The sequence below is a fragment of the Citricoccus sp. genome (assembly GCF_032154715.1).
Taxonomy (GTDB): Bacteria; Actinomycetota; Actinomycetes; order Actinomycetales; family Micrococcaceae; genus Citricoccus.
Genome location: NZ_JALDXU010000005.1, coordinates 19,970 through 46,489, shown reverse-complemented (window position 1 = coordinate 46,489; position 26,520 = coordinate 19,970). Strand labels below are relative to the sequence as shown.

The window sequence follows — 26,520 nt, the reverse complement described above, 5'->3', positions numbered from 1 at the left end:
GCGTAGTCGTGAAAACGGCAGAAGGGCTTGACGTGGGGGAATCGGCGTTGACGCCGATTTCGGCGCCGCGCCGTGCTCCAACCTAGGAATCCCCTGTAAAAGTCCTCTTAATGTGGAGAACGTCCCAGTCGCCGTTGATAATGAAGGCATGAAACGCACCCTCCTGGCCTCAGCGGCCGCTGTGCTCGTCTCCTCCGCCCTCCTCGTTTCCCCGGCTGCGGCCGCGGAAGCCCCGACCTCTTCGTCAGCGCTGTCCCCCACGCTCAAGACCCAGCCCCTCTCCAAGGGTTCCTCCGGTGGAATGTCCACCATGGGTGCGGGTGCGGGTTCTCAGACCTTTTGGTGCATGACCTTCGGATTCTTCTGCTAACGAGAAATTCATGACTCCAGATATGCCGGTCGGATCCCCCGCGGAACCGGCCGGCTTTTGGCATTCGCGGCCTCTGAATCGGATCCTGCTCGTGGTGGTATCCATCTTCATCACGTTTTCTCTGGTTTCGGACGTCGTGACAGCGATGGGCGGTGAAGTCCGTCTTTCTCCTGCCACTTCGCTCGTCAATATCCTGACAAGTTTGTCCTTCTATGTCCTGTGGATGCGGACGACGTACGCTTTCGTCGGACTGATTCCCGCTCTGTTGGCAAGTCACATGGTGGGCGAAAGCGGGTCTGTCGCCTTCTTGATGCTGGTTCTACCGCTCATGCTTGCCGTGGTGGCCGCCACGGCAACGAAGGTCTTCAGCTACATGGCACTTACTGTTGCCATAGTCTGGGCCGCGTTTATTCCAGTCACATCACCGGACGACGGCGATGTCGTCTGGATCACCCTTCCCCTGATCTTGGCGGCCTGGGGCATCGGGTTCTTCATCGGGTGGTCCCTCGACCGTCGTGCCCAAGATCGACGGCGGTTGGCTGAAGCGACCCGCCGTGCAGCGATTGCCGCTCAGGAAGAGCGGCGCTCGCTGGCCCGTGACCTCCACGACATCGTGGCCCACAACCTGACGATCATCTCGATGCAGGCACGCGCCGCCACCTATGCCGGAACGGATGAGGCCGCCAAGACCGCAGTGGACGTCATCGGCAGCTCGGCTGGTGAAGCCCTGGTTGACCTGCGGCGGATGTTGTCCCTGCTGCAGGCTGAGGGCCTGGTGGCCGGCGACCGCGAATCCGCGCAACGGGATCTCGGTGAAGGGGCCTCCGCGCTGGACCTCGAGTATGGCGCCGTGAAGTTCGGGCGGATGTTGGAAAGCCTGGGGATCTACACGACCGTCGACACCGACACTCTGGAGCAGGACATCCCCCAGAGTGTCGAGACCGCCCTGTATCGCGTCCTCCAGGAAGCCGTCACCAATGTGGCCAAGCATTCCGGGGAGGGCGGTGAATGCCGTATCGCCGTGCATGTCCGTGATGGACAACTGGAGCTCGCTGTGGACAACACCTTGCCCGAGAGCGGATCGGCCACGCGCGCTGGATGGAACTCCTCCGGCAGCGGTCTGATCGGGATGCGGGACCGCGTGGACGCCTTCGGCGGGACCATGTCCTCGGCGCGAGACGGTCATTGGTGGCGGGTCCGAGCTGAAGTCCCGCTGCACGGAGCCAATGCCTAGCCAGGCTACCAATGTGATCTGCGTCACATATATGGTCACAAGACTAGCCAAAGGTCCAATGGCAGCCAGGTCGCAACACGGGTTAACCTGAAAGGGCCCCATGAGACGGTGCACACGGATCGGACGGTGGAATAAGCCCGGGGGGATACGGGCCCACCAATCCAATATCCGCTGAGAGGCGGTGGCTTAGCCACCGCCTCTCAGGTGTTTAAGGAGCACGCCCGTGGTGGGGCACGTCTCACAGGCAGTGCTATCCGGCCACCGCATTAGGGTGTCAAGAATGAACGCCCCGTCTAGCGCGGACGCCGCACAGCCCGCACGCACGCGCTTTTCCTGGATCGCCATCGTGATCGCCGGTGTGGCTGCGGCCATGCACATCTGGAAACTCCCCGAAGCCTTGTCGTTCGTCCAGGCCGACCTGGGGATGACCCTCATCGAATCCGGGGTTCTGCTGGGCATCGTCCAGGTCGGATCGATGACCTTGGGCCTCGCGGTCTCCCTCTTCTCAGAAGTCCTCGGGTTGCGGCGCACGCTGCTCATCGGACTGACCCTGCTGACCGTGGGATCGCTGGCGGGGGCCTTCGCGGAGACCACCGGTTTCCTGATGGCCACCCGTGCCTTGGAAGGCGTGGGCTTCCTGATGGCCACCGTGGTGGCGCCGCCCCTGATCCGTCTCATCACGCCACCCGCCGCAACGAACATCGCCATGGGGTGGTGGGGATCGTTCCAGGGGCTGGCCACCTTCATGGCGGTCCTGGCCTCCACCCTGCTGCTCACGGGTGTCAGCTGGCAGGTGTGGTGGGTCGTGATGGCGGTGGTCACCGCGGCAACCATCCCGCTGATCGTGGTATTCGTGCCACCACCGCCCTCAGATCGCGACTCCAACGTGAGGCTGGCGGCACGGCGTGTGGGAGCCACCGTGAAGACGGTGACGCCGTGGATGGCGGGCCTCGTCTTCGCCTGTTACACGCTGCAGTGGGGTTCGGTCATCGGCTTCCTGCCGACCATCTTTGACGAGGCTGGCGTCGGCGGGCTCTGGCCGGGCATCTTCACCGCGATCGTCGGCGGGGTGAACGGCGTCGGCAATATCATCACCGGTCGGCTGCATCAACGGGGCATTCCTATGCGGCGGCTGGTGCTGATCGGCCTGGGCACCATGGGAGTCGCCTCGGTCATCACCTTCGCGCCGGACTGGTCGGGGGTGCCGGGTGGACTGGCCGTGCAGATCCTTGCCGTCACCCTGTTCTCCGGAGTCGGCGCCCTCGTTCCCGCCAGCCTGAACCGGATCGCCGTGGACATCGCCCCGCCGGGCGGCTCCGGCGCGGCGGCGATGGGTCTGATGGTCCAGATCTACAACGGGGCCAATTTCGTCGGACCCATCATCCTGGCCACCATCGCCACCGCCGCGGGCAGTTGGCACTTCTCCTGGGTCATGACCGTCTCGGCGACGCTGGTGGGCATCCTGCTGGCCTGGCGGTTCCTTTCCGCACGCCGACTGGGCATCGACTTCCAGCACCGCGGGTGAACCTCCCAGCGCCAACAACTCAGTCGCACGAATTGGCGCCCACAGTGCATGTCGGCGCCAATTCGTGCGACTCAGTTGGGTAGGTAGGCGGGTGGGTAGGTGGGAGAGGGGATCAGTCGCAGCCTTGGGGGCCGCAGGCCTGCCCGTGGAGACTCTCCTGACCACCGGCACCCTCCGGGCCGTCGGCCGCCGGCTGCACCATCTGCAGCGGCTGGGACTCCGCCCAGGCCTGTTCGAGGGCCTGGGTGAAGACCTCGGTGGGCTGGGCACCCGAGATGCCGTACTTGCGTCCGAGCACGAAGAACGGGACGCCGGTGACACCCAGGGCCTGTGCGGTGGCGAGGTCCTGCTGGACGGCGGTCTCCCAGCGGTCCTCGGACAGGGCTTCGTGGACCTGCTCGGCGATGAGCCCGGCGGCGGTGCCGAGTTGAACCAGGACGTCCTCGTCGCCGATGTTCCTGCCATCCTCGAAGTGGGCACGGAACAGCTGCTCCTCAAGGTCCTCGGCCGTCTGCAGCGAGACCGCCTTGGCCCGCTGGATGACCCGGTGGGCCTTCCATGAGTTCGCGACGACGAGGTGGTCGAAATCGTAGTTCAACCCCTCGGCGGCGGCCTGCTCGGTCACGTGCGCCAGCATCGCGGTCACCCGCTCGCGGGGCATGCCCTTGGCTTCGGAGAGGTAGTCGATCTCCCTACGGTGATCGTGCTCAGGCAGCGTGGGATCGAGCTGGAAACTCTTCCACTCCACCTCGACCCGATCGCGGTGCTCGAACGAATCCAGGGCCCTCTCGAACCGGCGCTTGCCGATGAAGCACCACGGGCAGCCGACGTCGGAAAAAATCTCGATCTTCACCTCAGGCACAACCCGGGGTGGGGTGGGGGTATTCCTGAACGGCCGGCGTCGGGGTACGGAGATGGAGTCCGGTGACGACGCCGGCCGGGCACCTCAGGCGCGGCGCAGGCCGCCCTGCCACAGGGCATCGAACGGCGTGTTGCCGGTGACGCGCTGGCGGATTCCCTCGGTGACGAACTCCTTGGCACGGCGGGCCGCCTCGAGCGGGGTGGCCCCCTTGGCGAGTTCCGCGGTGATGGCGGCGGCCAGGGAGCAGCCGGCGCCGGAGACCCCGTGGTCGCCGATCTTGGGGGCGGAGAGAACCTCGAGGGTCGCGCCGTCGTAGAACACGTCCAGGGCGTCCGGACCGTCGAGCTTCATGCCGCCCTTGGCCAGGACGACGGCGCCGGAGACCTCGTGGATGCGCTTCGCCGCCTCCTTCAGCTCATCCAGGGTGCGGACGGTGATCCCGGACAGCTGTTCGGACTCGAAGTGGTTCGGGGTGGTGAAGGTGGCCAAGGGCAGCAACTCGGCCTTGAGGGCGCGGTCCGTGTCCAGGGCATGGCCGGGCTCCTGACCCTTGCAGATCAGCACGGGGTCGAGGACCACGTGGTCCCAGTCCTGATTTTTCAAGGCGCCGGCCACGGTGGAGATGGTCTCCGGGGAGCCCATCATGCCGAGCTTGGTGGTCTTCAGGGATCCGGCGTAGTCGGCCTGGATGGCCTCGAGCTGGTGGGCGATCACGTCCGCCTGGACCGGGACGAAGCGGTGGTTCCAGTTGTCCTTCGGGTCGAAGGCGACGATGCAGGTCAACGCCACGATGCCGAAGGTGCCCAGTTCCTGGAAGGTCTTCAGGTCGGCCTGGGCGCCGGCGCCGCCGGTCGCTTCGGAGCCGGCGATGGTCAAGGCCAGAGCGGGGGTGTGCACGTTGTACTGATCAGTGGAAGGCATGCGCACCATGTTAATCCCCTGCAGACGGCGGCGGGTCAGGCAGCGGCGGAGGTGGTCTCAGGACGGACGACCCTCACCAGCGGCTGGGCCACGGCGCGGCCCAGGGCCATCAGGATGGCGGCCGGGAAACCGATGATGGGAATGAGCATGGGCAGCAGTCCGCCGACGCCGGAGAACAGCACAGCCAGTCCGTAGAGCATGCCGACGAGCGCGTAGCCGATCACATGGATCCACTGGTTGGCCTGGTGGCGGAAGAGCCAGTTCACCAGCAGGCACAGGGGCAGGCCGATGACCAGTCCGGCCAAGCCGACGGTGGTCAGCAGCGGAGTCAGGGAGCCGTAGGCCTGCAGTGCTGGGATGAAGTTCAGCACCAGCACGATCGCGGCCATGAGGAGGTTCGGTGCCAGCCAGGCCACGAGGAAGCCGTAGAGCGACATCTTCAGGCGGGGGCGCGGTCCGGTGGCGGGCCGCTTGCGGCGGCTCGGCTTGACCGGAATGGGGGTGGTCATGACGGTGCTCCAGGAGTGGCGGTGGCGGAGGGGCCGTGCCAGTCTACCGGCGGGGACGTCCGGCCGCTCAGGCGAACGCGATGCCGTCCATCAGTTTCCGGGCCGTGCGCACGCTGCCCGTGACCAGGACGGTGGGCTCGCCGGAGGCCGAAGACCGGCCCGCTTCCGAGGCGTCCCCCGAGTCGACGTCCACCACCAGGTCCGTGTGGCCCGTGGGATGCTCCACCCTGGTCTCGGCCGTGTCATGGTCACCGCTCAGACCCGCCACCACGGTGCCGGGTACCTGCCAGGCCACCGCCACCGAGGCCCCGGCGAACACTCCGATGGCCTCATGGACACGCTTCGGGATGAAGCACCGCGTGTTGAACGTCCCCCCGCTCCGGGCCGGGGCCACCAGGCAGACCTTGGGCACCGTGGTCTCGCTGACATCGCCCAGGCCCATGGCGGCGCCGGCCTCGAGCCGCACGGCCTCGACCGCGGCACACAGCTCGGCATCGGCTTCCAGGGTGGCGGGCTCCTCGGTCCCGTCCACGCCGAGTGCCGCGGCATCGATCACGACGACGGGCATCCCGTTGTCCACGCACGTCACCTCGACCCCGGCGAAGCTATCAATGCGGTTCCCCGTGGGGAACAGGGCCCCACAACTGGACCCGGCGGTGCCCTGATAGTCCAGGACCACCGGTGCTGCGGTCCCCGGCACCCCCGCGATCTCCGCGTCCCCCTCGTACGCGACGCGACCGGCCGGCGTCGTGACCCGGGCGCGGGCCACCGAACCGGTGTTGACCATGTGGATGACCACCTCGGTGGTGCCGTCCTGGGCGGGGACGAGGCCGCGTTCGACCGCGAAGGGGCCGATGCCGGCGAGGATGTTGCCGCAGTTCTGCCGGTCGGAGACGGTCGCCTCATCGACGGAGACCTGGAGGAACAGGTAGTCCACGCCACCGTCGGCGCGGGCAGAGACCACCGCGACCTTGCTGGTCAGCGGGTGCGCCCCGCCCAGCCCATCGATCTGCCGTGGGTCCGGGGACCCCATCAGCCGGAGCAGCAGGGCATCCCTGGCAACCGGATCGGCCGGCAGGTCCTCGGCCAGGAAGTACAGTCCCTTGGAGGTTCCTCCGCGCATGACCATGCACTGGACCTCGGTGGCGGGCCCTCCCTGAGGGTCGTCCCTGCCGTGGTGCGCGGAGGTGGTGGGCGAGGCGGGGTCTGTGCTCACGGGGTATTCCTTCACCAAATCGGCTACGGCCTGCATTATCTGTGACAAAATTGTTTACAATCAGTTCCATCATGGCTGACGAGCGGGGGAGATTCCAGTGGCAACAGCAACGCGGGCCAGTGCCGCGGTGAACGCGACCGACGTGGCCGACCAGATCCGGGCGGCCATCTTCGCCGGTGAGCTGGTGCCGAACCAGCGGCTCGTCGAGGCTGACCTGGCCGAGATGTACGGGGCCAGTCGCGGCCATGTGCGCACCGCCCTGTCCGAGCTGACGGTCGAGGGCCTCGTCGAGCGGATCCAGAACCGCGGTGCCCGCGTCCGGTCCGTCCCCGTGGAAGAGGCGATCGAGATCGTGGAGGTCCGTTCCGCCCTCGAGGCGCTGTGTGCAGCACGGGCGGCCAGCCGCATCACCGCTGCCGAGGCCGAGGAGCTGCGGCAGATCGGCCGGAGCATGGAAACAGCGGTCGAGGCCGGGGATCAGGCCGCCTACGCGCAGGGCAACACGGACCTGCACTCCACCCTCATCCGCCTGTCCGGTCAGAAGACGGCGGCCGCGACCATTGACCGGCTCCGCGCCCAGGCCGTGCGCTTCCAGTACCGTCTGTTCGCCAAGCCCGGGCGCTCGCAGCAGTCACTGCCGGAGCACCTGGCCATCATCGACGCCGTCTGTGCGCGCGAGCCGGAGGAGGCGGCGCGGGCCATGCGTGAGCACCTGATGTCCGTGGGCGCGGCGATCGAGGAATCGGTGCGGCTCAGCTCCTGAGGGGCTGGGCCATCCGACCGCAGGCCACGGGGCGATCAGCCGGTGATCACTCCATGCTCAACGGCTGCTTGCTGGTCTCCCTGGCCAGGGCGACGGCGATCAGCGATACTGCCGCAGCGGCCATCAGGTACCAGCCGGGAGCGATGACGCTGCCACTGGTGGCGATCAGCCAGGTGGCCACCAGGGGTGCGGTCCCGCCGAAGAGGGCGTTGGAGAGGTTGAAGCTCACGGCGAACCCCGAGTAGCGGACCTGGGTGGGGAACATCTCGGCCAGGAAGCTCGGCAGCGTGCCGTCATTGAGGGTGAGCATCCCGCCGAGCAGGATCTGCACCAGGAGGACCACGAGGAAGTTGCCGGTGTCCAGGAGGTGGAACGCCGGGATGGTGAAGATCAGGAAGGCCACCGAGGCGCTCATCAGTACCCGTTTGCGGCCGAAGCGGTCCGAGAGCGCCCCCGTGACGAAGATGAAGCCGATGTAGGTCACCAGGGCCACCGTGGTGGCGACGTAGGACGAGGTCTGGTCGAGGCCGAGCTCCTCCGACAGGTAAGTCGGCATGTAGCTGAGGATGACGTAGAAACCCACGGCGTTCAGCAGCACGGCGCCGGCGGCCTGCACCAGGCTGGCCCAGTGGTCGCGGAACAGGGAGCTCACGGGGGCCTTGACGGCCTCATCCTTGACGGCCATCTCGCGGAAGGCCGGGGTGTCCTCCAGCTTGCTGCGGATGTACCGGCCGATCAGGCCCATGGGTGCGGCGAGCAGGAACGGCAGCCGCCAGCCCCAGTCAGTCATCTGCTGGCTGTCCAGCGTTGCCGTCAGGATGGTGGCGATCAGCGAGCCGAGCAGCAGGCCGGTCGCCGTGCTGGCCGGGACGACGGCGGCATAGACGCCGCGCTTCCCCGGCGGGGCGTACTCCACGAGGAAGGCCGAGGCCCCCGCGTACTCGCCGGAGGCCGAGAAGCCCTGGATGAAACGGAGCAGGAGCAGCAGGAGCGGCGCCCAGATGCCGATGGTGACGTAGCCGGGGATGAGGGCGATGAGGAAGGTGGCCAGGGACATCAGCAGGATGGACCAGGACAGGGCGACCCGGCGCCCGAAGCGGTCGCCGATGTGCCCCCAGAAGAAGCCGCCGAGGGGACGCACCAGAAACGACACGGCGAACAGCGAGAAGGTCAGCATGAGGCCCGTGGCCGGGTCCGAGTCGGGGAAGAACACCGCCGTGATGGTGACGGCGAGGTAGCCGTACATGGCGTAGTCGAACCACTCGACGAAGTTGCCGATGAAGCTGGCCCCCACCACGCGCCGGCGGGTGGCCGCGTCCACGGGGGTGTGGGTCTGGCCGCTGAGGGTGTTGCGGGGTTCTGGGCTGCCGGCCGTCGATGCGGTGGCCGCAGCGCCTGCTGTGACCCGGGGGGCTTCATGTTCCATGGTGGCGCCAATCCTCAATGTTGCGTTCAATGCACTTGAGTTGCAATGAGTGAATCTAGCATGGCAACGTGAGGTGGAACACGTCAAGGCTTGGGTTCGACTCAACACCCTGTCCAGGTGCGCACGGCGAGGCACTGTCAGGTGCGGATCTCAGCGACAACTGTCGGTATGGCCCGTGATACGTGGATGCAAAAACGACCACCAGAACTGCAATTCGACGGGCTCCAGCAGCGTGTGGGCGGGGTTGCTTTCCGTGGGTGGTGGGTACCGTAAAGCAGTACATTTCGCACGGGGGCGTGACGACCGCCTGTGCTCAGCTTCCCTTCAATCGCCCAAGGACAGACATGACTTCCCTGCACGAAGCCACCCGGAGGACCGAAGAGCAGCTCCGTCACCTGGGCAGCAAGAAGTGGTCGACGCCGCCGGGCGTGATCGGTTCAACGGTCGCAGAGATGGACTTCGGCATCGCCGACGAGGTCGGGGAAGCCCTCATCGCGCGAGTGCGCAACGGATCGGTGGGGTACCTGCCGGCAACGGAGCAACTGGTGATGCGTCAGGCCTGCGCGGACTGGCATCGCGATGTGTATGGGTGGGACGTCCCCGTTGAGATGGTGCGGCCCCTGCCCGACGTGTTGCGCGGACTCGAGGTGGCCATCGAACACTTCTCCCGCCCCGGGTCTGACGTCGTGCTCCTCACCCCAGCCCACGTTCCGTTCCTCTCGGTTCCGGGGCAACTCGGCCGCTCGGTCCGCGAGGTGCCCATGCTCCGCGATTCGCTGGGTGAATGGAGACTCGATCTGGACGGCATTGATGCGGCGCTGGCCGGGGGCGGTGGATTGGTGGTGTTCTGCAACCCGCACAATCCGATCGGTAAGGTGTACCTGCTCGAGGAGATGGCCGCCCTCGCCGAGGTCGTCGAGCGCCACGGTGCCCGGGTGTTCTCCGACGAGATCCATGCCCCGCTCGTCTTCGGCGGACACCGGCATGTGCCCTATGCATCAGTCTCGTCGACAGCTGCTGGGCACACGATCACGGCTACCTCGGCATCGAAGGGGTGGAACCTGTCCGGCCTGAAGTGCGCCCAGCTGATCCTGTCCAATGAGAGTGACGCCGAACGTTGGCGTGATGTCGCTTTTCTTTCGGAACACGGTGCCGGCCTGCTCGGGGCGGTGGCCACGACCGCCGCATACAACCGAGGCCGTCCCTGGCTGGCGGAGGTGCTCGACTACTTGGACGGCAACCGCACGCTCCTGAGCGGCCTCCTCGCCGAGCATCTGCCTGGCGTCGAGTATGTGCCGCCCCACGGAACCTACTTGGCCTGGCTTGATTGTGCCGCTCTCGGGCTGGGGGAGCGGCCGGCCGACTTCTTCCTCGAACACGCGCGCGTCGCCGTCAACGACGGAGCCACCTGTGGTGCCGCCGGACAGGGATATGTCCGGCTGAATCTGGCCACGCCGCGCCCCATCCTGGCGGCCTCTGTCGAGCGCATGGGCCAGGCATTGGCGACGCGCCGTTAGGCAGGTGTCCCGGCAACTCGGCATCCACGGCGGGTTCCACACTCCGGCGAGGGTGACCACTTCGGCGTCTGGCAGTCTGCTCGCACCTGGCCTGCCACTACGACTCATGCCGAGTCGGAGGGGCACATGCTCATGCCGGTGCCCCCATGCGCACTGAGATACTCCGGGCGGTGTTCCGGCACGTCGAGGCAAGGGCGGCCACGGACGCCTCCGGGACCCGGTAGAACGGCGCAGCGACCAACACGCAGGCCACGACGTGCCCTCGGTGATCGAACACCGGTGCGGCGACGCCCACCTCGTCCTCGAAGGTCTCGCAGTAGTTGACGGCGTAGCCGCGACGCCGGACTTCGGCGAGGCGTTCGAGGTAGGCGTCGGCGTCCGGCGGACTATCGAACTGGAGTGCCTCGTCCTCCAGCAGCTGCCGCACCCCCTCGGGCGATTCATGGGACAGATGCACCTGCACGCTCGCGCTGAGACCTGTGGCGTACCGGCTGCCCAGCACGGAGGTGTGCTTGACCTGGCGGCGGCTGGGGACCTGCTCCACGGTGACGGCGGCGGAGCCGTCCCAGATGTTGAGAGCGGTGGTCTCCCCGGTGGTCTCCGACAGCTCGCGCAGATCGTCCATGGCGATGCGACGGACATCCAGGCCCGCCAGCAGGGGACCGGCCACGGCGATCAGGCCCAGGCCCAGGCGGTACTTGCGGGAGGCCTCGTCCCGCTCGACCACTTTCTCCTGCTCCAATGTGGCGAGGATCCTGGAGACACTGGACTTGTGCAGGCCGACCTGGGCAGCGATCTCGGTGACGCCCAGGACCGGCTCCTCCACCGTGAAGCAGCGGATGACCTGGAGGACGTTGACGATCACGGAGGCGCCGCGCGCTCCGCCGCCGGTCTCGGCCACGGCGTCACCGGACGCTGTTTCGGAACCGGTGCGGCCGGCGTCGGGCGTGGTGCTGGTGGTGCCCATGGTGGTCCTCCTGGGACGTGTGGCGGTCTCTGTGTCCCACCATGCCACGGCCCGGGCCCCTGCAGGGACCCGGGCCGCGGTGCTGGTACGGGCGGGTGCCCGCGGGGCGCTCAGGCGTCGATGATGTTGTTCTCGGGACCGAAACCGAACGTGGTGATGTTCTCCACGCCGCCGTCCTCGCCGATGACCAGGATGTCGTGCTCGCGGTAACCGCCGGCGCCCGGCTCACCGTCCATGACGGTGATCATCGGCTCCATGGAGACCACCATGCCCGGCTCCAGGACCGTGTCGATGTCCTCACGGAGCTCCAGACCGGCTTCGCGGCCGTAATAGTGGGACAGGACACCGAAGGAGTGGCCATAACCGAAGGTGCGGTTGGGCAGCAGCCCGTGGCCGATGTAGATCTCGTTCAATGCGTGGGCGATGTCCTTGCAGACCGCGCCGGGCTTGATCAACTCCAGGCCGGCGCGGTGCACCTCCACGTTGACGTTCCACAGCTCCAGGCTGCGCTCATCCGGCTGACCGAGGAACAGGGTGCGCTCCAGGGCGGTGTAATAACCGGAGGTCATGGGGAAGCAGTTCAGGGACAGGATGTCCCCGCGCTGCAACTGGCGGGTGGTGGCCCAGTTGTGGGCGCCGTCCGTGTTGATGCCGGACTGGAACCAGACCCAGGTGTCCCGGACCTCGCGGTGCGGGAAGGTCTTGGCGATCTCGTGCACCATGGCCTCGGTGCCGATCAGGGCGACCTCGTACTCGGTGATGCCCTCCCGGATGGCCGCCTTGATGGCCTCGCCGCCGAGGTCGCCGATGCGGGCACCGTGCTTGATGACCTCGATCTCCTCGGCGGACTTGATCATGCGCTGGCGCATGGCGTCCTGGGACACGTCCAGCAACTCGGCGCCGGGGAAGGCATCCTGGAGGCGCTGGCGGGTCAGGCCGGGCAGGAAGTCGTCCTCGACGCCGAGGCGGGAGGCCTTCACGCCGTCCCGCTTCAGGGCCTCCTGCAGGCCGTAGAAGAAGTTGTCCCGCTTCCAGTCCGTGTAGACGATGTTCTCGCCGTAGCTGGTACGCCAGGGCATCCCGGCGTCGATGTTGGCGGTGATGGTGGTGGAGTTGTCCGCGGTGACCACCAGGGCATAGTTGCGGCCGAAGGTGGTGTAAAGGAAGTCCGAGTAGTACTTGATGCCGTGGTAACTGGTGAGGATCACAGCGTCCATGGACTTCTCGGCCATGATCTGGCGCAGGCCGGCCAGGCGTCGCTCGAACTCGGCGTCCGAGAACGTCAGGGACTGCTTGGACCCGTTGTGCAGGGTTTTGAGGCGCTCGAGGTCGGAGACGGACTGGGCGGTGGTAGAGGTGGTGCTCATGGTGTGCTCCTGAAGGCATGCCGACCGCAGTCGGTCGTGGTGTTCGGGTGGTGTCATTGCTATCCCGCCTAGCGGGTTGCGTTCAACGCAACAGCGTTGCATTCATTTTGTGATGTGCCGGGGGTCACGTCAAGAGGCCTTAGTAATTTCCCGTGTGGGCAGGCCGAACTCGGCCGCCAGATCCCCGGCCAACTCCGCCGTGACCTGGTCGAACAGGAGGGAGCCCTTCCATGCGTCGGCGCCGTCCGGGGAAGAGAGGCATCCCGTTTCCGGGGTGCGGGAGGGCACCACGGGCAGTCGGTCGAAGCGGGGTAGTGCCGCCGGCGGGTGGCTTACGGCGCGGTCCATGGCCACGAGCCCGGGGTGCAGGTGCAGCATCAGCGAGGTCTCCAGAACCCCGCCGTGCTCGATGTCCCAGCCGGGGAAGCCGTTCGGGTAGACCGTCTCCAGGGTGTCCTCGGTGACGTAGTCCCAGTAGGAGAGCAGGAGGATCGCCGGCGCGACTGGGCCGGCGTCGGGCCCCGCGGAGCACAGGTCTCCGAGCGCCAGATCCGCGGCCTCGTAGAGGAACTGGTAGTTCTCGTAGTGCCCGTTGAGGACCACGAGGTGACGCACGCCCTGGGCCAGGAATCCGGCCATGATGCACCGGGCCTGGGCGATCAGAGCGGCGGCGTCGAGGCTGACGGTCCCGGCCAGGTGATCGCCGCCGCCGGACTTCTGCTGAGACTTGTAGCCGTAGGACAGCGGCTCGGCCACCTTCGCGCCGATCCGGGAGGCGACCGCCTCCGCGATGGTCGAGGACAGGATGGAGTCCGTGCCCAGGGGAAGGTGGGGGCCGTGCTGCTCGAAGGCCCCGGCGGGCAGGATCACGGTGGACTGCTCCCCTGCCGCCCACTCCCGGTAGGTGTGGGCATCGAGGTGGGCCAGTCGAGTGGGCTCTGCGGCCGTCTGTCCCGCGGACGGGGGGGTGGGGGTGCTGGTCACCGCTGAGGCCTCCTCTGGGTTCGGGTGCCGTGGCCAGAGGGATCCTGGACGTCGGTCAGTGTCCCCTGACCCACGCCGCGGCGCGGATCGGGACGGGGAATGCCGTCCTCGTCGCACAGCTCGTCCTCGGCCCGGGGTCCTGGGTCGTTGATGTCCTTCTCCAACTGCCGGACCTCGCGATCGCGGGAGCGCAGCCGACGGATGAGGTTGATGATCATCAGCACGATCACGAAGGAGAACGGAAAGCCGCCGATGATCGTGCCGGTCTGGACGGTGTCCACGGCGTCCACGCCGCCGATGGACAGCAGTACGAGGGCCACGGTGGCGATGGAGGCCACCAGCACCACGCGGAACCACGGGCCGGACTTCTTCGGTGCGGAGACGAACTCGGCCAGGGCGTAGGTGCCCGAGTCCAGGGAAGTCACGTAATAGGTGGCCACCAGGACGGTGGCGACCACGACCATCAGCGTGCCGATCCAGGGCAGCATCTCCAGCATGGAGAACAAGGCGGAGGAGGTGTCCGCGGCGGCGTCGGTGGAGATCTGGCCGGTCTCGTTGTCGTAGTGGATGCCGGCGGAGCCGATGATGCCCACCCAGACCATGACGATCAGGGACGGGATGATGGTCACGCCCAGGACGAACTCCCGGATGGTGCGACCGCGGGAGATGCGGGCGATGAAGCCGGCCACGAAAGGCGAGAAGGCGATCACCCAGCACCAGATGAACACGGTCCACCAGCCATTCCAGCTGTCCGACCAGTCGGCCAGCGGGGCGCCGGCGGACTCGGCGCCGGCGAAGAAGCTCATCGGGATGAAGTGCTGGAAGAAGGAGCCGAAGGTCTGGGACATGTTGGACAGGATGTAGACCGTGGGGCCGAAGACGAACACACCGATCACCAGCACGATGGACAGAACCGAATTCGCCTCGGAGATGCGCTTCATGCCCTTGTTGACGCCGAGGAAGGCGGACACGGACGTCAGTACCGCCAGGATGAGTATGACGAGCGCCCACACCAGCGGGCTGGTGCCGAAGGGCAGGACATTGGTCATGCCGGAGGTGAACTGCATGGCGGCGAAGCCGAAGGAGGTGGCCAGCCCGAGCACGGTGGCGATGATCGCCAGCAGTTCGATCACGACGCCGGCCGGCCGCTGGGCGCGCTTCGGCAGCAGGTCCACGGTCGCCTCGCGGAACGTCAGGGTCTTGCCCAAGTTGTGGTGGGAGTATGCGAGGCAGACGGCGACGACACAATACATGGCCCAGGCGGTCAGGCCCCAGTGGAAGTAGGTCCAGACGACGCCACCCTCGCCGGGGTTGTCATTCGTCGGGATGACCGGGGTGCCCTCGCGCAACAGGATCGGCTCGGCCAGCGACCAGAAGATCAGGCCGATCCCCTGGCCACAGGCGAAAAGCATGGAGTACCAGGCGAACTGGTTGTGCTCCGGCTGGGCCCTGGGCCCGCCGAGGCGCACCCGGCCGACCTTGCTGATGCACAGCCAGGCGCAGACGACGACGGCGATCAGCGCGTAGATCACAAACCACCAGGTGAAGCCGCCGGTGACGAATGTCCGCAGGCGGCCGATGACCTCGGCCGCGCCACCGGGATTGACGGTCACCATCACTACGGCGGCGATGATCAGCACCGGCGGCAGGATCATGATGATCGCCCGGTCCAGCGGTGGAATGATCCGGCCGCGGAAGCGGGGCAGTGTGACGGTCCGTTCGCCGGCGGCCGCCGGGCTGTCCTCCGTGGCGGGGACCGGGGTGGCGGCCGTGCGGGCGGGGGCACTGGCAATGCCGGGGTCGCTGCTCTCGGGCTGGGGCATGTCGAGATCCTTCAGGGAGGCGTTCGAGGACTGTTGCATCTTGGGCAACTGTGTTGCGCTAAAGAATGACAGTGGCCCAGATCACAGTCAACCCCGGAGGCCCGTGGATCTCAGATGACGCTACGGACCGCCGCGTCGAAGTGGCGCACGTGCTCCTCGGCGATCGACTCCGCGCGGCCAGCGTCTCCCTCCAGAATTGCGTCCAGCAGGCCGAGGTGTTCGCGAATGTGCCCCGCGACGTCCGGGAGTCGGTCCACTACCACGCACCAGATCCGGGTGGCGAGGTTGTCCAGGCGGATCAGTGACTCCTCGAGGTGGTGGTTGCCCGCGGTGCGGTAGACGAGCCGGTGGACGGCCAGGTCCAGGGCCATCACGTCCCGGTATGAGGACTCGGATCCCAGTTGGTCGATGCCGCTCCGGGCCCGGTTCAAGGCGTCCCGAGCTTCCGCGTCCACGTTCTCCGCCGCCTTCCGCGCGGCGAGGGGCTCCAAGAGTTGGCGCACCTCGGAGACGGCGGCCAGCTCGGTGATGTCCACCCGGGTGGCGAAGGTGCCTCGGCGTGGATAGGACACCACCAGGTGGTCGGTCTCGAGCCGCTTCAGGGCCTCTCGCAGCGGCGTTCGTCCGAATCCGAGCTCGCTGACAAGCTGGACTTCCTGGAGCGGGTCCCCCGGAGCGATGTCCAGCATGATCAACCGGTCCCGGAGGGTGCGGTACGCCTGTTCGGCCAGGGAGAGCTCTGGGCTGGCGAGGTCCGTTGCGATGCTCATGGTGTCCTCCGGGGTTATCGGTTGGTCAGGTGTCCGGTGTGCGGTGAGCCGTGGTGGCGCGAATTCGAGGGGGGCCTTGACGGCCTGTGATCCCCATCATACGCTTGGTCGCAGCTTGATATATCAGTTGTCTTTCAGAGCTCCCCGGAGTTCTCCAGCACCGCCATAGGAGGCACCGTGACCCAGACCCGTGAGTCCGTCCTGACCGTCCCCACCGAACTGACTGCTGACCTGGCCGAGTTGGACCCGGAGATCGCCGGCCACATCGACGCCGAGCTGGGACGGCAGCGCGAGGGGCTGGAGATGATCGCCTCCGAGAACCACACCGCCGCCGCCGTCATGCAGGCCCAGGGGTCGGTGCTGACCAACAAGTACGCGGAGGGATATCCCGGCCGCCGCTACTACGGTGGTTGCGAGCATGTGGACGCCGTGGAGTCCCTGGCCATCGAGCGGGTCAAGGACCTGTTCGGCGCCGGGTATGCCAACGTCCAGCCGCACTCCGGAGCCCAGGCCAACGCCTCCGTGATGCACGCGCTGATCCGCCCCGGGGACACCGTGCTCGGGCTCAACCTGGCCCACGGCGGCCACCTGACCCACGGCATGAAGCTCAACTTCTCCGGCCGCCTCTACAACATCGTGGCGTACGGCGTGGACGAGTCCACCCTCGAGGTGGACATGGACGAGGTGGCCCGCCTCGCCCGCGAGAACTCCCCGAAGCTGATCGTGGCCGGCTGGTCCGCCTACCCGCGCAAACTGGACTTCGCCCGCTTCCGCGAGATCGCGGACGAGGTCGGCGCCTACCTGATGGTGGACATGGCCCACTTCGCCGGGCTCGTGGCCACGGGCCTGCACCCCTCGCCCGTCCCGCACGCCCACGTGGTCACCTCCACCACGCACAAGACCCTGGCCGGCCCGCGCGGCGGCATCATCCTGACCAATGACGCGGACATCGCCAAGAAGGTCAACTCCGCCGTCTTCCCCGGCCAGCAGGGCGGGCCGCTCGAGCACGTGATCGCCGGCAAGGCCGTGGCGTTCAAGATCGCCGCCTCCGAGGGATTCCGGGACCGCCAGGAGCGGACGCTGGCCGGGGCGCGCATCCTCGCCGAGCGGCTCACCCGCCCGGACGTGACCGAGCACGGGATCACCGTCCTCACCGGCGGCACGGATGTGCACCTGGTCCTGGTGGATCTGCGGGACTCCCCGCTGGACGGCCAGCAGGGCGAGGACCTGCTGGCCACCGTGGACATCACCATCAACCGGAACTCCGTGCCCTTTGACCCGCGCCCGCCGATGGTCACCTCCGGGCTGCGCATCGGCACCCCCGCCCTGGCCACCCGCGGCTTCGGTGAGGAGGCCTTCCGCGAGGTCGCGGACGTCATCGCCGAGACCCTGATCGCCGGTGCCGCCGGCGCGGCGGGTGCCGGGGCCGGCGTCGGGGTATCGGACGAGGTGGTGACCGGCCTGCGCGAGCGGGTCCGCGCTTTGGCGGCCGCCCACCCCCTGTACCCGAACATGACCGAACTCCTCACCCCGAAGGGGGCCTGACATGGCCGAGAAGCTTCCAGAGCACCCGGACTTCCTGTGGCACAACCCTGACCCCAAGCCCAGCTATGACGCCGTGATCGTCGGCGGCGGTGGCCACGGCCTGGCGACCGCCTACTATCTGGCGACCAGACACGGCATGACCAACATCGCCATCCTGGAGCGGGGCTGGCTGGCCGGCGGCAACATGGCCCGCAACACCACGATCATCCGCTCCAACTACCTGTGGGACGAGTCGGCGGCGATCTACGAGCACTCCCTCAAGCTGTGGGAGGGGCTGCCGGAGGAGCTGGAGTACGACTTCCTGTTCTCCCAGCGTGGCGTGATGAACCTGGCGCACACCCTGCAGGACGTGCGCGAGTCTCAGCGCCGCGTGAACGCCAATGTGCTCAACGGCGTGGACGCGGAGTGGCTGGACCCGCAGCAGGTCAAGGAGGCCTGCCCCATCATCAACATCGGGGACGACATCCGCTACCCGGTCATGGGGGCCACCTACCAACCGCGCGCCGGGATCGCCAAGCACGACCACGTGGCCTGGGCCTTCGCCCGGAAGTGCGACGAGATGGGTGTGGACATCATCCAGAACTGCGAGGTCACCGGCTTCGTCAAGGACGGCGAGCGGGTGGTGGGCGTGGAGACCTCCCGCGGCCGCATCAACGCCGGCAAGGTGGCCCTCGCGGCTGCCGGCCACTCCTCGGTGCTGGCCGAGCTGGCCGGGTTCCGCCTGCCGATCTCCTCCCACCCGCTGCAGGCGCTCGTCTCCGAGCTCTTCGAGCCGGTGCACCCCACCGTGGTGATGTCCAACCACGTCCACGTGTACGTCTCCCAGGCGCACAAGGGCGAACTGGTCATGGGTGCCGGGATCGACTCCTACAACGGCTACGGCCAGCGCGGCGCGTTCCACGTGGTGGAGGAGCAGCTGGCCGCCGCGGTCGAGCTGTTCCCGATCTTCGCCCGGGCGCACCTGCTGCGTACCTGGGGCGGGATCGTGGACACCACCTTCGACGCCTCGCCGATCGTCTCCACCACCCCGATCGACCAGATGTACGTCAACTGCGGCTGGGGCACGGGCGGCTTCAAGGGCACCCCGGCCTCCGGCTACACGTTCGCTCACACCATCGCCACCGACGAGGCCCACCCGCTGAACGCCCCGTTTGCGCTGGACCGCTTCGAGACCGGACACCTCATCGACGAGCACGGCGCCGCCGCCGTGGCCCACTAGGAAGGTATAGGCAGGAGAAGAATCATGCTGCTGATCGACTGCCCGCACTGCGGGCCGCGCAACGAGACCGAATTCCACTACGGGGGTCAGGCCCACATCGCCTACCCCGAGGACCCGCACTCTCTGGATGACCGGGGCTGGGCCGAGTACCTGTTCTACCGGGACAACCCCAAGGGGCTGTTCGCCGAGCGCTGGCAGCACGGCGGCGGGTGCCGCAAGTGGTTCAACGCCCTGCGGGACACCCACACCTACGCGTTCGCCGCGACCTACCCGGCCGGTTCGCCGCGGCCCGAGGCCGGCGACCTCCCGGACCCCGGCCACGGCAACTCCACCCGGACCACCCCTTCCAGCCCCGCCAGCCCGAACACCGATCACGGAGGCCACCAGTGAGCACCGCCAACACCCGGCGCCTGGAGGCCGGACGCGCCCCCGGCCACGGCATCGACCGCACCCGCGAGACCACCTTCACGGTGGACGGCACCCAGTACACCGGCCACCCCGGGGACACCCTCGCCAGCGCCCTCGTCGCCAACGGCCGCCTCGACTGCGGGCCTTCCCTGTACCTGGGCCGTGCCCGCGGGATCCTGTCCGCCGGGGTCGAGGAGCCCAACGCCCTCGTCACCGTGGCCGCCCGCTTCGCCGGGCACGTGGACGAGTCCATGCTGCCGGCCACCACGGTCGGGCTGACCGAGGGGCTGAACGCCACGTACCTCTCCGGACTCGGCGTGCTGGATCCGAGGAAGGATGAGGCGGTCTACGACCACAAGTATGTTCACGCCGACGTCCTCGTGGTGGGCGCAGGACCGGCTGGCCTGGCCGCCGCCCGCGAGGCCGGGAAGTCCGGTGCCCGCACCATCCTCATGGACGACCAGCCCGCCCCCGGAGGGTCGCTGCTCTCCGGCCGCACCGAGACGATCGACGAGATGGACGCCCGCGAGTGGGCGGCCGCCACCCTCGAGCGCCTCGCCGTCGCCGAGGACTTCACCTACCTGCCCCGCACCACCGCCTTCGGCAGCTACGACGAGAACTTCGTGGTGGCCGTCCAGCAGCGCACCGATCACCTGTCGGCGCGTGAGCGGCCCGGGGTGTCCCGCCAGCGGATCTGGCACGTGCGCGCCAGCCAGGTGGTCTTGGCCACCGGCGCCCACGAGCGTCCTCTGGTCTTCGCCAACAACGACCGCCCGGGCATCATGCTCGCCGGGGCCGTGCGCAGCTACCTGAACCGGTACGCGGCCCTCGCCGGCGAGCGGGTCGCGGTGGCCACCACCAACGACTCCGCCTACTCCCTCGTGGAAGACCTGCATGACGCCGGGGTCTGCGTGGTGGCCGTGGCGGACTCCCGGCCGGAGGCCTCCGCCACGGCCCTGGAGGTCCTCGAGTCCACCGGTGTGCGCGGCGTCTTCGGCGCCGCCGTGGTGGACACGGCAGGAGACGGCCCCGGCGGCCGGATCAGCGGCGTCACCGTGGCAGCCCTGGATGAGTCCGGCGCCATCGCCGGTGACCCCGAGGAGTTGGACGTGGACCTCCTCGCCGTCTCCGGCGGGCACTCCCCGGTGGTCCACCTGCACAGCCAGCGCCAGGGCAGGATCGCCTGGAACCGCGAGCTCGCGGCCTTCGTGCCGTCCGCCCGCGTCAAGAACCAGTTCACCGCGGGCGCCCTGACCGGGGCCGTGACCCTGGGCGAGGCCCTGTCCCAGGGGGCCGAGTCCGGTCACCAGGCCGCGCGGGCCACCGGCTCCTCCGCCCCGCTGCTGGTGCCGAGCGCCCCGGCGTCCCGAGCTCCCGGAGCCGTCCGGCCCGTGTGGCTCGCCCCGGCCCTGACCGGGGAGCCGGCCGGGTGGGACACCCACTTCGTGGACCTGCAGCGGGATCAGACCGTGGCGGACGTGCTGCGGGCCACGGGCGCCGGGATGCGCTCGGTGGAGCACGTCAAGCGGTACACCTCCATCTCCACCGCCAATGATCAGGGCAAGACCTCCGGGGTCAACGCGATCGGGGTGATCGCGGCCGCCCTGAACGAGGGCGATCTCGGGGAGATCGGGACCACCACCTTCCGTGCGCCGTTCACTCCCGTGGCCTTCGCCGCCGTGGCCGGCCGCCGCCGCGGAGAGCTGTTCGACCCGGCCCGCGTCACCTCGATCCAGCCCTGGCATGAGGCCGCCGGCGCCCTGTTCGAGGACGTGGGTCAGTGGAAGCGGCCCTGGTACTTCCCGCAGGACGGGGAGGACATGGACGCCGCCGTGCTGCGCGAGTGCGCCGCGGTGCGCGACTCGGTGGGCTTCATGGACGCCTCCACCCTCGGCAAGATCGAGGTCCGCGGGGCGGATGCCGCCGAGTTCCTCAACCGCATCTACACCAACGGCTTCTTCAAGCTGAAGGTGGGGATGGGCCGCTACGGGCTGATGTGCTCCGCGGACGGCATGCTCTTCGACGACGGCGTCACCATGCGCCTGGCCGAGGACCGGTTCCTGATGACCACCACCACCGGCGGGGCCGCCAAGGTCCTCGACTGGCTGGAGGAATGGCACCAGACCGAGTGGCCGGGACTGGACGTGGTGTTCACCTCGGTGACCGAGCAGTGGAACACCGTCGCCGTCGTCGGGCCCAGGTCCCGCGACGTGGTGGCGAGGGTGGCCCCAGATTTGGACGTCTCCAACGAGGCGTTCCCGTTCATGGCCTTCCGCGAGACCACCCTGGCCAACGGGACCCGCGCCCGGATCTGCCGCATCTCCTTCTCCGGCGAACTCGCCTTCGAGATCAACGTGGAGGCCTTCTCCGGCCTGTCCACGTGGGAAGCCGTGGCCCAGGCCGGTGCCGAGTTCGGGATCACCCCGTACGGCACCGAGACCATGCACGTGCTGCGCGCCGAGAAGGGCCTCATCATCATCGGCCAGGACACGGACGGCACCGTGACCCCGCAGGACGCCGGGATGGGCTGGGCGGTGTCCACGCGGAAGGACTTTGTGGGCAACCGCTCGTTCTCCCGGGCGCACACAGCCCGCGAGGACCGCCGCCACCTGGTGGGTGTGCTGCCCGTGGACGGCACCACGCGCCTCGCGGAGGGCGCCCAGCTGGTGACGGCGGGGACCCCGCTGACGCCCGACGCCGGCCCGGTCCCGATGATCGGCCACGTCACCTCCTCCTACAACTCGCCCGCGCTGGGCCGGCCCTTCGGTCTGGCCCTCGTGGACAACGGCCGCAACCGCATCGGCGAGATCGTGCGCTCACCGATCGGCGCCGGTGGTCCGGACGGCAAGAACTACGTCGAGGTGGAGATCGCCTCGTCCATCCTCTACGACCCCGAAGGGACCCGCCGTGATGGCTGAGAACCTGATGACCCGATCGATCCGCACCTCCCCGGCGGCCCACCTGGAGTCCCTCATGGCGGAGGCCGAGGTGACCGGTGCCCGCGCAGTCTCCCTGCGTGAGCTGCCCTTCGCCGTCCAGATCGGCCTGCGCGCCGCGCCGGACTCTGAGTCCGCACGGGCCCTGGAAGCCGTCCTGGGCGTCAGGCTCCCGGCCGGCCACGGCCAGAGCACGGGGGACGCCTCCGGCCAGCACGTGCTGTGGCTGTCCCCGGACGAGTTCCTCGTGGTGGACGTCTCCCGGGAACAGTGCCCGGGTGACGCGGACTCGCTGGAGGCCGCCCTCGAGGGACTGCCGGGCCAGGCCCTGGACCTCTCCGCCAACCGCACGATCCTCGTGCTGGCCGGCTCCTCGGCCCGGGAGGTCTTGGAGAAGGGGTGCCAGGCGGACCTGCATCCGCGCTCCTTCCCCGTCGGCCAGGCGATCGTGACGGCGGTGGGACCGGTCCCGGTGCTGCTGCACCGCTCCGGTGAGCAGGAGTTCCGCGTCTACCCGCGTGCATCCTTCTCCGAGTTCCTCGTACGCTGGTTGGTGGACTCCATGGCGGAGTTCCGTCAGGAGGATGTGCTGTGACCTTGAGCGTGCTGGACCTTTTCTCGATCGGTCTGGGGCCGTCGTCGTCCCACACCGTGGGACCGATGCGGGCCGCCCGGCTCTTCGCCCGATCGCTGGCCGAGACCGGCCGGCTCGACGAGGTGGTGCGGGTCAAGGCAGTGCTGTTCGGATCCCTCGGCGCCACGGGCAGGGGCCACGGCTCGGACCACGCCGTGATCATGGGCCTGGCGGGGCTGGACCCGGAGTCCGTTGGCGCAGACGAGGCGCCCCGGGTGGTGGCAGAGGCCATGGACTCAGGGCGGCTGAGACTGGACGGAACGCACGAGGTGGCCTTCTCCGCGGAGGACGTGGTGCTCAACGGTTGGGAGTCGCTGCCCGGCCACCCCAACGGCATGCGCCTCACCGCCTACTCCTCCGAGGAGGCCGCAGCGGCCGCCGGAACCGGGGTCGAGGACGGTGCCGCCCGGGGCAGCGCCGGTGGTGTCCTGGCCTCGCAGGAGTACTACTCCGTGGGCGGCGGCTTCGTGGTGACCTCGGAGGACCTCTCCAACCCGGCCGATGCCGAGCCGGAGGTCCCTGAGCCGTACCCGTTCGCCACCGGCGATGAGCTGTTGCAGCGGTGCCGCGAGTCAGGGCTGTCGATCGCGCAGGTCATGCACGCCAACGAACTCACGCGGCACTCCGCCGAGCAGATCCGCAGCGCGCTGCTGCAGGTGTGGGCCGTCATGCAGGAATGCGTGGAGAACGGCTGCAGCCGGACCGAGGAGGTCCTGCCCGGCGGGCTGGAGGCCAAGCGACGGGCCCCCGGGCTGCGGCGCCGGCTCCGCGAGCAGGAGTCGAAGGGGGACACCAAGGACACCCTGTGGGCCATGGAATGGGTGAACCTCTTCGCCCTGGCCGTCAACGAGGAGAACGCCTCCGGCGGCCGCGTGGTCACCGCCCCCACCAACGGAGCCGCGGGCATCATCCCCGCCGTACTCCACTACTTCGACATGTTCCGCGAGTGCAACGATGACCGGGTGGAGGAGTTCCTGCTCACCGCCGGGGCCATCGGGACCCTGTTCAAGCGCAATGCCTCGATCTCGGGGGCGGAGGTCGGTTGTCAGGGCGAGGTCGGATCGGCCTGCTCCATGGCCGCCGCCGGACTATGTGCAGTGCTGGGCGGCAGCCCGGAGCAGGTGGAGAACGCCGCGGAGATCGGCCTGGAGCACAACCTCGGGCTGACCTGCGACCCGATCGCCGGTCTGGTGCAGATCCCCTGTATCGAGCGCAACGCGATTGCCTCCGTCAAGGCCATCAACGCCGCCCGACTCTCCCTGGCGGGGGACGGGTCCCACCGCGTGAGCCTCGACGAGGCCATCATGACCATGCGGGACACGGGCCGGGACATGATGTCCAAGTACAAGGAGACCTCCCGCGGCGGGCTGGCCGTCAATGTGGCCGTGAACCTCCCCGAGTGCTGAGCCCGGCCTGAGGCGTGAGGGGCGTCAGGAGTTCGCGCCGGGGCTGGACTCAACTGCGCTCTCGTCGGAGGCGAAGACCGCCCGGAGAGCTTCCTCCTCGGAGTGGCTGAGGTTGGTCTCCAGGAGTTCCATCTCCGTGCCGCGGAAGGCCTCGGCCACTCGCTCGGTCACCGCTCCAGTGGTGAGGACGAACAAGGCGGAGGTTCCGGGGGTGACCTTGTCACGGACGCGTTTGATGAAGGAGTCGTCAATGCCGACGTCGGTCAGAGCGCCGGTGAGCGTGCCGGCGGCCGCCCCGACAGCGGCGCCGATCAATGGCACGAAGAAGATCGTGCCGAAGAGCAGGCCCCAGAAGGTCCCGCCCAGGGCGCCGGCCCCCTTCACCTTGTGAAGCTGCGAGGTCTTGGGCTTCTTGGCGTCAGCGGGCCAGGATACTGCCGCCGCATCATGAACCCTGATCAGCTCTTGGGTCTGCAGGTTGAGCAGGGTCTGCTCGGCCTGCTCGGCTTCCGACGCGTCATTGAATTTCCACACTGAAAGAGTTGCCACGAGCATTCCTTTCCCAAAGGGCCCCAGAATGTCCAGGGCCGCTGTCATGGCGCGAGCCGTTCTCAAGCGGCAGAGGGCGAGTCTCGTCCTCCTGCTCCAGGCATCGCGCACGAACCTTCAGCCGGTTCGTGTGGCCATCGTGTGGCATTGACCGGGGCGGGAGGGGGCGAGGTCACCCACCGTGGGTGAGGCCTGGCATGTCACGGGCGACGGCTGCGGCTGGCGGCGTGGAAGGCGGCCTTCACGACGATGACGAGGACGCCGAGGCCCGCCAGCATCTGGACTGTGACGACGGTGCGTGCGAGCGGATCCACCGGGGTGATGTCCCCGAAGCCGACCGTGGCCAACGTGCCGGACGTGAAATACAGAGCGTCAAGCCGGTCCAACGGCTCGCTGAAGGACTGGTCATCGGTGGTGGAGATCGAGAGATGCAGAAGCGCGAACAGGCAGACGAAGGCCACGACACTCTCCACCACGGCTTCGGCCGCCCGGATCATCGGTGCGTGGGAGGAGGCCACGATGCGGAGCTCCACTCCCAAGACCAGGAGGAAGGCGAGGCCGACAGCCACCAGTCTCACCCAGGCCGCCACGGCTCTCTCGTCGTTGAAGCCATCCACCGGCACCATGGAATACACGAGCACCAGGAATCCCACCACCAGCGCGCCGCGGCCCACGGCGATTCCGACGTCTCGCCAGCTTCCCGCGGGACCCAACTGGGGAAGATCGAACCACGCTCTGTTGGACGGCATCTGTCTTCACTTTCAACCCGGGCACGGCCTGAGGCAGTGCACGACTCCGGTCAGATCTTCACGGGGAAAGTCACCATAGTGGCGATGCACCCCACCGCCACGATGACGCCAAGGCCCAGCAAGGTCCTGCGCGCCCAGCGGGGGCCCCGGCGCTGGGACATCGCAGTCAGGAACAGCACCAAAGCGGAGACCACTGTCAACAAGGAGTAATTGTCCCCGCGTTGATTGTTTTCGAGCGCCTCCTGGAACTTTGCATCCGCGAGGGCGGAGAGTTCCTCGGCTTTCCGGGTGCCGGGCGGGACGTACTCCTCCAAGGCCATGGGACCGCCCTCCTGCATCATCAGGGGACCGCCGCCCTCATTCTCGGCGATCCACACGTCGAAGGCGGTGCGAAATTCGGGGGTGAACCGATTCTCGATGAAACCGGCCAGGTTGTCGCGGCCGTCGGCCGTCGCGAGGACCCATTCGGTGTAGATGGACAAGTCGTACTGCCGCGCGTCCCGGGCTGTTCCTTCGGCGCTGGCCGCCTGGATGCGCGAGCTGGAGGCCTGACTGAACGCAATGGACATCTCCCCGCCCCACTTGGACGCCTGGAATCCACACCAGGCCGTCAGCACCGCCATCAGGGACAACAGGACCACCGTCAAGAGGTCCATGGCGGACGACTGATCTGACGGCTCCCCGGTGCTGGCAGTCCTCCTCGGGGCGGCGCCTTCGGGCGCCGCATGTTTTTCGGCCACGCCGGTCCTCCTCCTCGGGAGTCAATACACCCTCGACCTGTTCCAGGTCGTCTCCTCCATGGTTGGTCTGATCCTGGACC

24 protein-coding genes are annotated in these 26,520 nt (G+C 68.1%); 11 read left to right on the top strand and 13 right to left on the bottom strand.

What is annotated here, in order from left to right:
- Positions 1-148: 148 nt before the first annotated feature.
- From RUH65_RS01885 to RUH65_RS01875, 3 genes are all read left to right on the top strand, one after another.
- Complete coding sequence (locus tag RUH65_RS01885; RefSeq protein WP_313815497.1) at positions 149-370, top strand: hypothetical protein; 222 nt, start codon at positions 149-151, stop codon at positions 368-370.
- A 91-nt stretch (positions 371-461) separates the two neighbouring features.
- On the top strand, positions 462-1,604 hold the full coding sequence (locus tag RUH65_RS01880) for a histidine kinase (RefSeq protein WP_313815496.1): 1,143 nt from the start codon (positions 462-464) through the stop codon (positions 1,602-1,604).
- 280 nt (positions 1,605-1,884) lie between these two features.
- Positions 1,885-3,129 (top strand): MFS transporter, encoded by a 1,245-nt coding sequence (locus tag RUH65_RS01875; RefSeq protein WP_313815495.1) that lies wholly within the window; start codon positions 1,885-1,887, stop codon positions 3,127-3,129.
- Between the two features lie 112 nt (positions 3,130-3,241).
- Here RUH65_RS01875 and RUH65_RS01870 read toward each other — a convergent pair whose 3' ends face one another.
- The 4 genes from RUH65_RS01870 to RUH65_RS01855 form a co-directional block, all read right to left on the bottom strand.
- Complete coding sequence (locus RUH65_RS01870; protein WP_313815514.1) at positions 3,242-3,982, bottom strand: DsbA family oxidoreductase; 741 nt, start codon at positions 3,980-3,982, stop codon at positions 3,242-3,244.
- Positions 3,983-4,075: 93 nt separating this feature from the next.
- Complete coding sequence (thiD, locus tag RUH65_RS01865) at positions 4,076-4,921, bottom strand: bifunctional hydroxymethylpyrimidine kinase/phosphomethylpyrimidine kinase (protein ID WP_313815494.1); 846 nt, start codon at positions 4,919-4,921, stop codon at positions 4,076-4,078.
- A gap of 26 nt (positions 4,922-4,947) precedes the next feature.
- Positions 4,948-5,421, bottom strand: a complete 474-nt coding sequence (locus tag RUH65_RS01860; RefSeq protein ID WP_313815493.1) for a hypothetical protein — start codon at positions 5,419-5,421, stop codon at positions 4,948-4,950.
- 67 nt (positions 5,422-5,488) lie between these two features.
- A complete protein-coding gene (locus tag RUH65_RS01855; RefSeq protein ID WP_313815492.1) occupies positions 5,489-6,637 on the bottom strand; it encodes a 4-oxalomesaconate tautomerase in 1,149 nt (382 codons plus the stop codon).
- A 97-nt stretch (positions 6,638-6,734) separates the two neighbouring features.
- Here RUH65_RS01855 and RUH65_RS01850 point away from each other — a divergent pair, with 97 nt between their 5' ends.
- Positions 6,735-7,400: a GntR family transcriptional regulator gene (locus RUH65_RS01850; protein ID WP_313815491.1), complete on the top strand. Its 666-nt coding sequence runs from the start codon at positions 6,735-6,737 to the stop codon at positions 7,398-7,400.
- A gap of 46 nt (positions 7,401-7,446) precedes the next feature.
- Here the strand turns inward: RUH65_RS01850 and RUH65_RS01845 are convergent, their stop codons facing one another.
- On the bottom strand, positions 7,447-8,826 hold the full coding sequence (locus RUH65_RS01845) for an MFS transporter (protein ID WP_313815490.1): 1,380 nt from the start codon (positions 8,824-8,826) through the stop codon (positions 7,447-7,449).
- A gap of 344 nt (positions 8,827-9,170) precedes the next feature.
- Between RUH65_RS01845 and RUH65_RS01840 the strand changes: the two genes are divergently transcribed.
- Positions 9,171-10,343 carry an aminotransferase class I/II-fold pyridoxal phosphate-dependent enzyme gene (locus RUH65_RS01840; protein ID WP_313815489.1) on the top strand — a complete coding sequence of 391 codons (1,173 nt, stop codon included), beginning with the start codon at positions 9,171-9,173 and terminating at the stop codon, positions 10,341-10,343.
- Between the two features lie 130 nt (positions 10,344-10,473).
- Here RUH65_RS01840 and RUH65_RS01835 read toward each other — a convergent pair whose 3' ends face one another.
- From RUH65_RS01835 to RUH65_RS01815, 5 genes are all read right to left on the bottom strand, one after another.
- Positions 10,474-11,310 carry an IclR family transcriptional regulator gene (locus RUH65_RS01835; protein WP_313815488.1) on the bottom strand — a complete coding sequence of 279 codons (837 nt, stop codon included), beginning with the start codon at positions 11,308-11,310 and terminating at the stop codon, positions 10,474-10,476.
- 110 nt (positions 11,311-11,420) lie between these two features.
- Entirely contained in the window at positions 11,421-12,677 is a 1,257-nt protein-coding gene (locus RUH65_RS01830; protein ID WP_313815487.1) for an aminopeptidase P family protein, read from the bottom strand.
- A 129-nt stretch (positions 12,678-12,806) separates the two neighbouring features.
- Positions 12,807-13,661, bottom strand: coding sequence for a creatininase (locus tag RUH65_RS01825; protein ID WP_313815486.1), 855 nt, complete (start codon positions 13,659-13,661; stop codon positions 12,807-12,809).
- On the bottom strand, positions 13,658-15,484 hold the full coding sequence (locus RUH65_RS01820) for a BCCT family transporter (protein WP_313815485.1): 1,827 nt from the start codon (positions 15,482-15,484) through the stop codon (positions 13,658-13,660). The genes RUH65_RS01825 and RUH65_RS01820 overlap by 4 nt, the downstream gene beginning before the upstream one ends.
- Positions 15,485-15,594: 110 nt before the next feature.
- On the bottom strand, positions 15,595-16,254 hold the full coding sequence (locus tag RUH65_RS01815) for a GntR family transcriptional regulator (protein WP_313815484.1): 660 nt from the start codon (positions 16,252-16,254) through the stop codon (positions 15,595-15,597).
- 177 nt (positions 16,255-16,431) lie between these two features.
- Here RUH65_RS01815 and glyA point away from each other — a divergent pair, with 177 nt between their 5' ends.
- From glyA to RUH65_RS01785, 6 genes are read left to right on the top strand one after another with little or no spacing between them, the layout of a single operon-like run.
- On the top strand, positions 16,432-17,799 hold the full coding sequence (glyA, locus tag RUH65_RS01810; protein ID WP_313815483.1) for a serine hydroxymethyltransferase: 1,368 nt from the start codon (positions 16,432-16,434) through the stop codon (positions 17,797-17,799).
- 1 nt (position 17,800) lies between these two features.
- Positions 17,801-19,018, top strand: coding sequence for a sarcosine oxidase subunit beta family protein (locus tag RUH65_RS01805; RefSeq protein ID WP_313815482.1), 1,218 nt, complete (start codon positions 17,801-17,803; stop codon positions 19,016-19,018).
- A 24-nt stretch (positions 19,019-19,042) separates the two neighbouring features.
- On the top strand, positions 19,043-19,408 hold the full coding sequence (locus RUH65_RS01800) for a sarcosine oxidase subunit delta (RefSeq protein ID WP_313815481.1): 366 nt from the start codon (positions 19,043-19,045) through the stop codon (positions 19,406-19,408).
- Complete coding sequence (locus RUH65_RS01795; protein WP_313815480.1) at positions 19,405-22,344, top strand: 2Fe-2S iron-sulfur cluster-binding protein; 2,940 nt, start codon at positions 19,405-19,407, stop codon at positions 22,342-22,344. Before RUH65_RS01800 ends, RUH65_RS01795 begins: the two co-directional genes overlap by 4 nt.
- Complete coding sequence (locus tag RUH65_RS01790; RefSeq protein ID WP_313815479.1) at positions 22,337-22,957, top strand: sarcosine oxidase subunit gamma family protein; 621 nt, start codon at positions 22,337-22,339, stop codon at positions 22,955-22,957. The genes RUH65_RS01795 and RUH65_RS01790 overlap by 8 nt, the downstream gene beginning before the upstream one ends.
- Positions 22,954-24,402: an L-serine ammonia-lyase gene (locus tag RUH65_RS01785; protein WP_313815478.1), complete on the top strand. Its 1,449-nt coding sequence runs from the start codon at positions 22,954-22,956 to the stop codon at positions 24,400-24,402. The genes RUH65_RS01790 and RUH65_RS01785 overlap by 4 nt, the downstream gene beginning before the upstream one ends.
- 24 nt (positions 24,403-24,426) lie before the next feature.
- Here RUH65_RS01785 and RUH65_RS01780 read toward each other — a convergent pair whose 3' ends face one another.
- The 3 genes from RUH65_RS01780 to RUH65_RS01770 form a co-directional block, all read right to left on the bottom strand.
- Positions 24,427-24,957, bottom strand: a complete 531-nt coding sequence (locus RUH65_RS01780; protein WP_313815477.1) for a DUF1269 domain-containing protein — start codon at positions 24,955-24,957, stop codon at positions 24,427-24,429.
- A 194-nt stretch (positions 24,958-25,151) separates the two neighbouring features.
- Positions 25,152-25,700, bottom strand: a complete 549-nt coding sequence (locus RUH65_RS01775) for a potassium channel family protein (protein WP_313815476.1) — start codon at positions 25,698-25,700, stop codon at positions 25,152-25,154.
- 50 nt (positions 25,701-25,750) lie between these two features.
- Positions 25,751-26,440, bottom strand: coding sequence for a hypothetical protein (locus RUH65_RS01770; RefSeq protein WP_313815475.1), 690 nt, complete (start codon positions 26,438-26,440; stop codon positions 25,751-25,753).
- Positions 26,441-26,520: the final 80 nt, after the last annotated feature.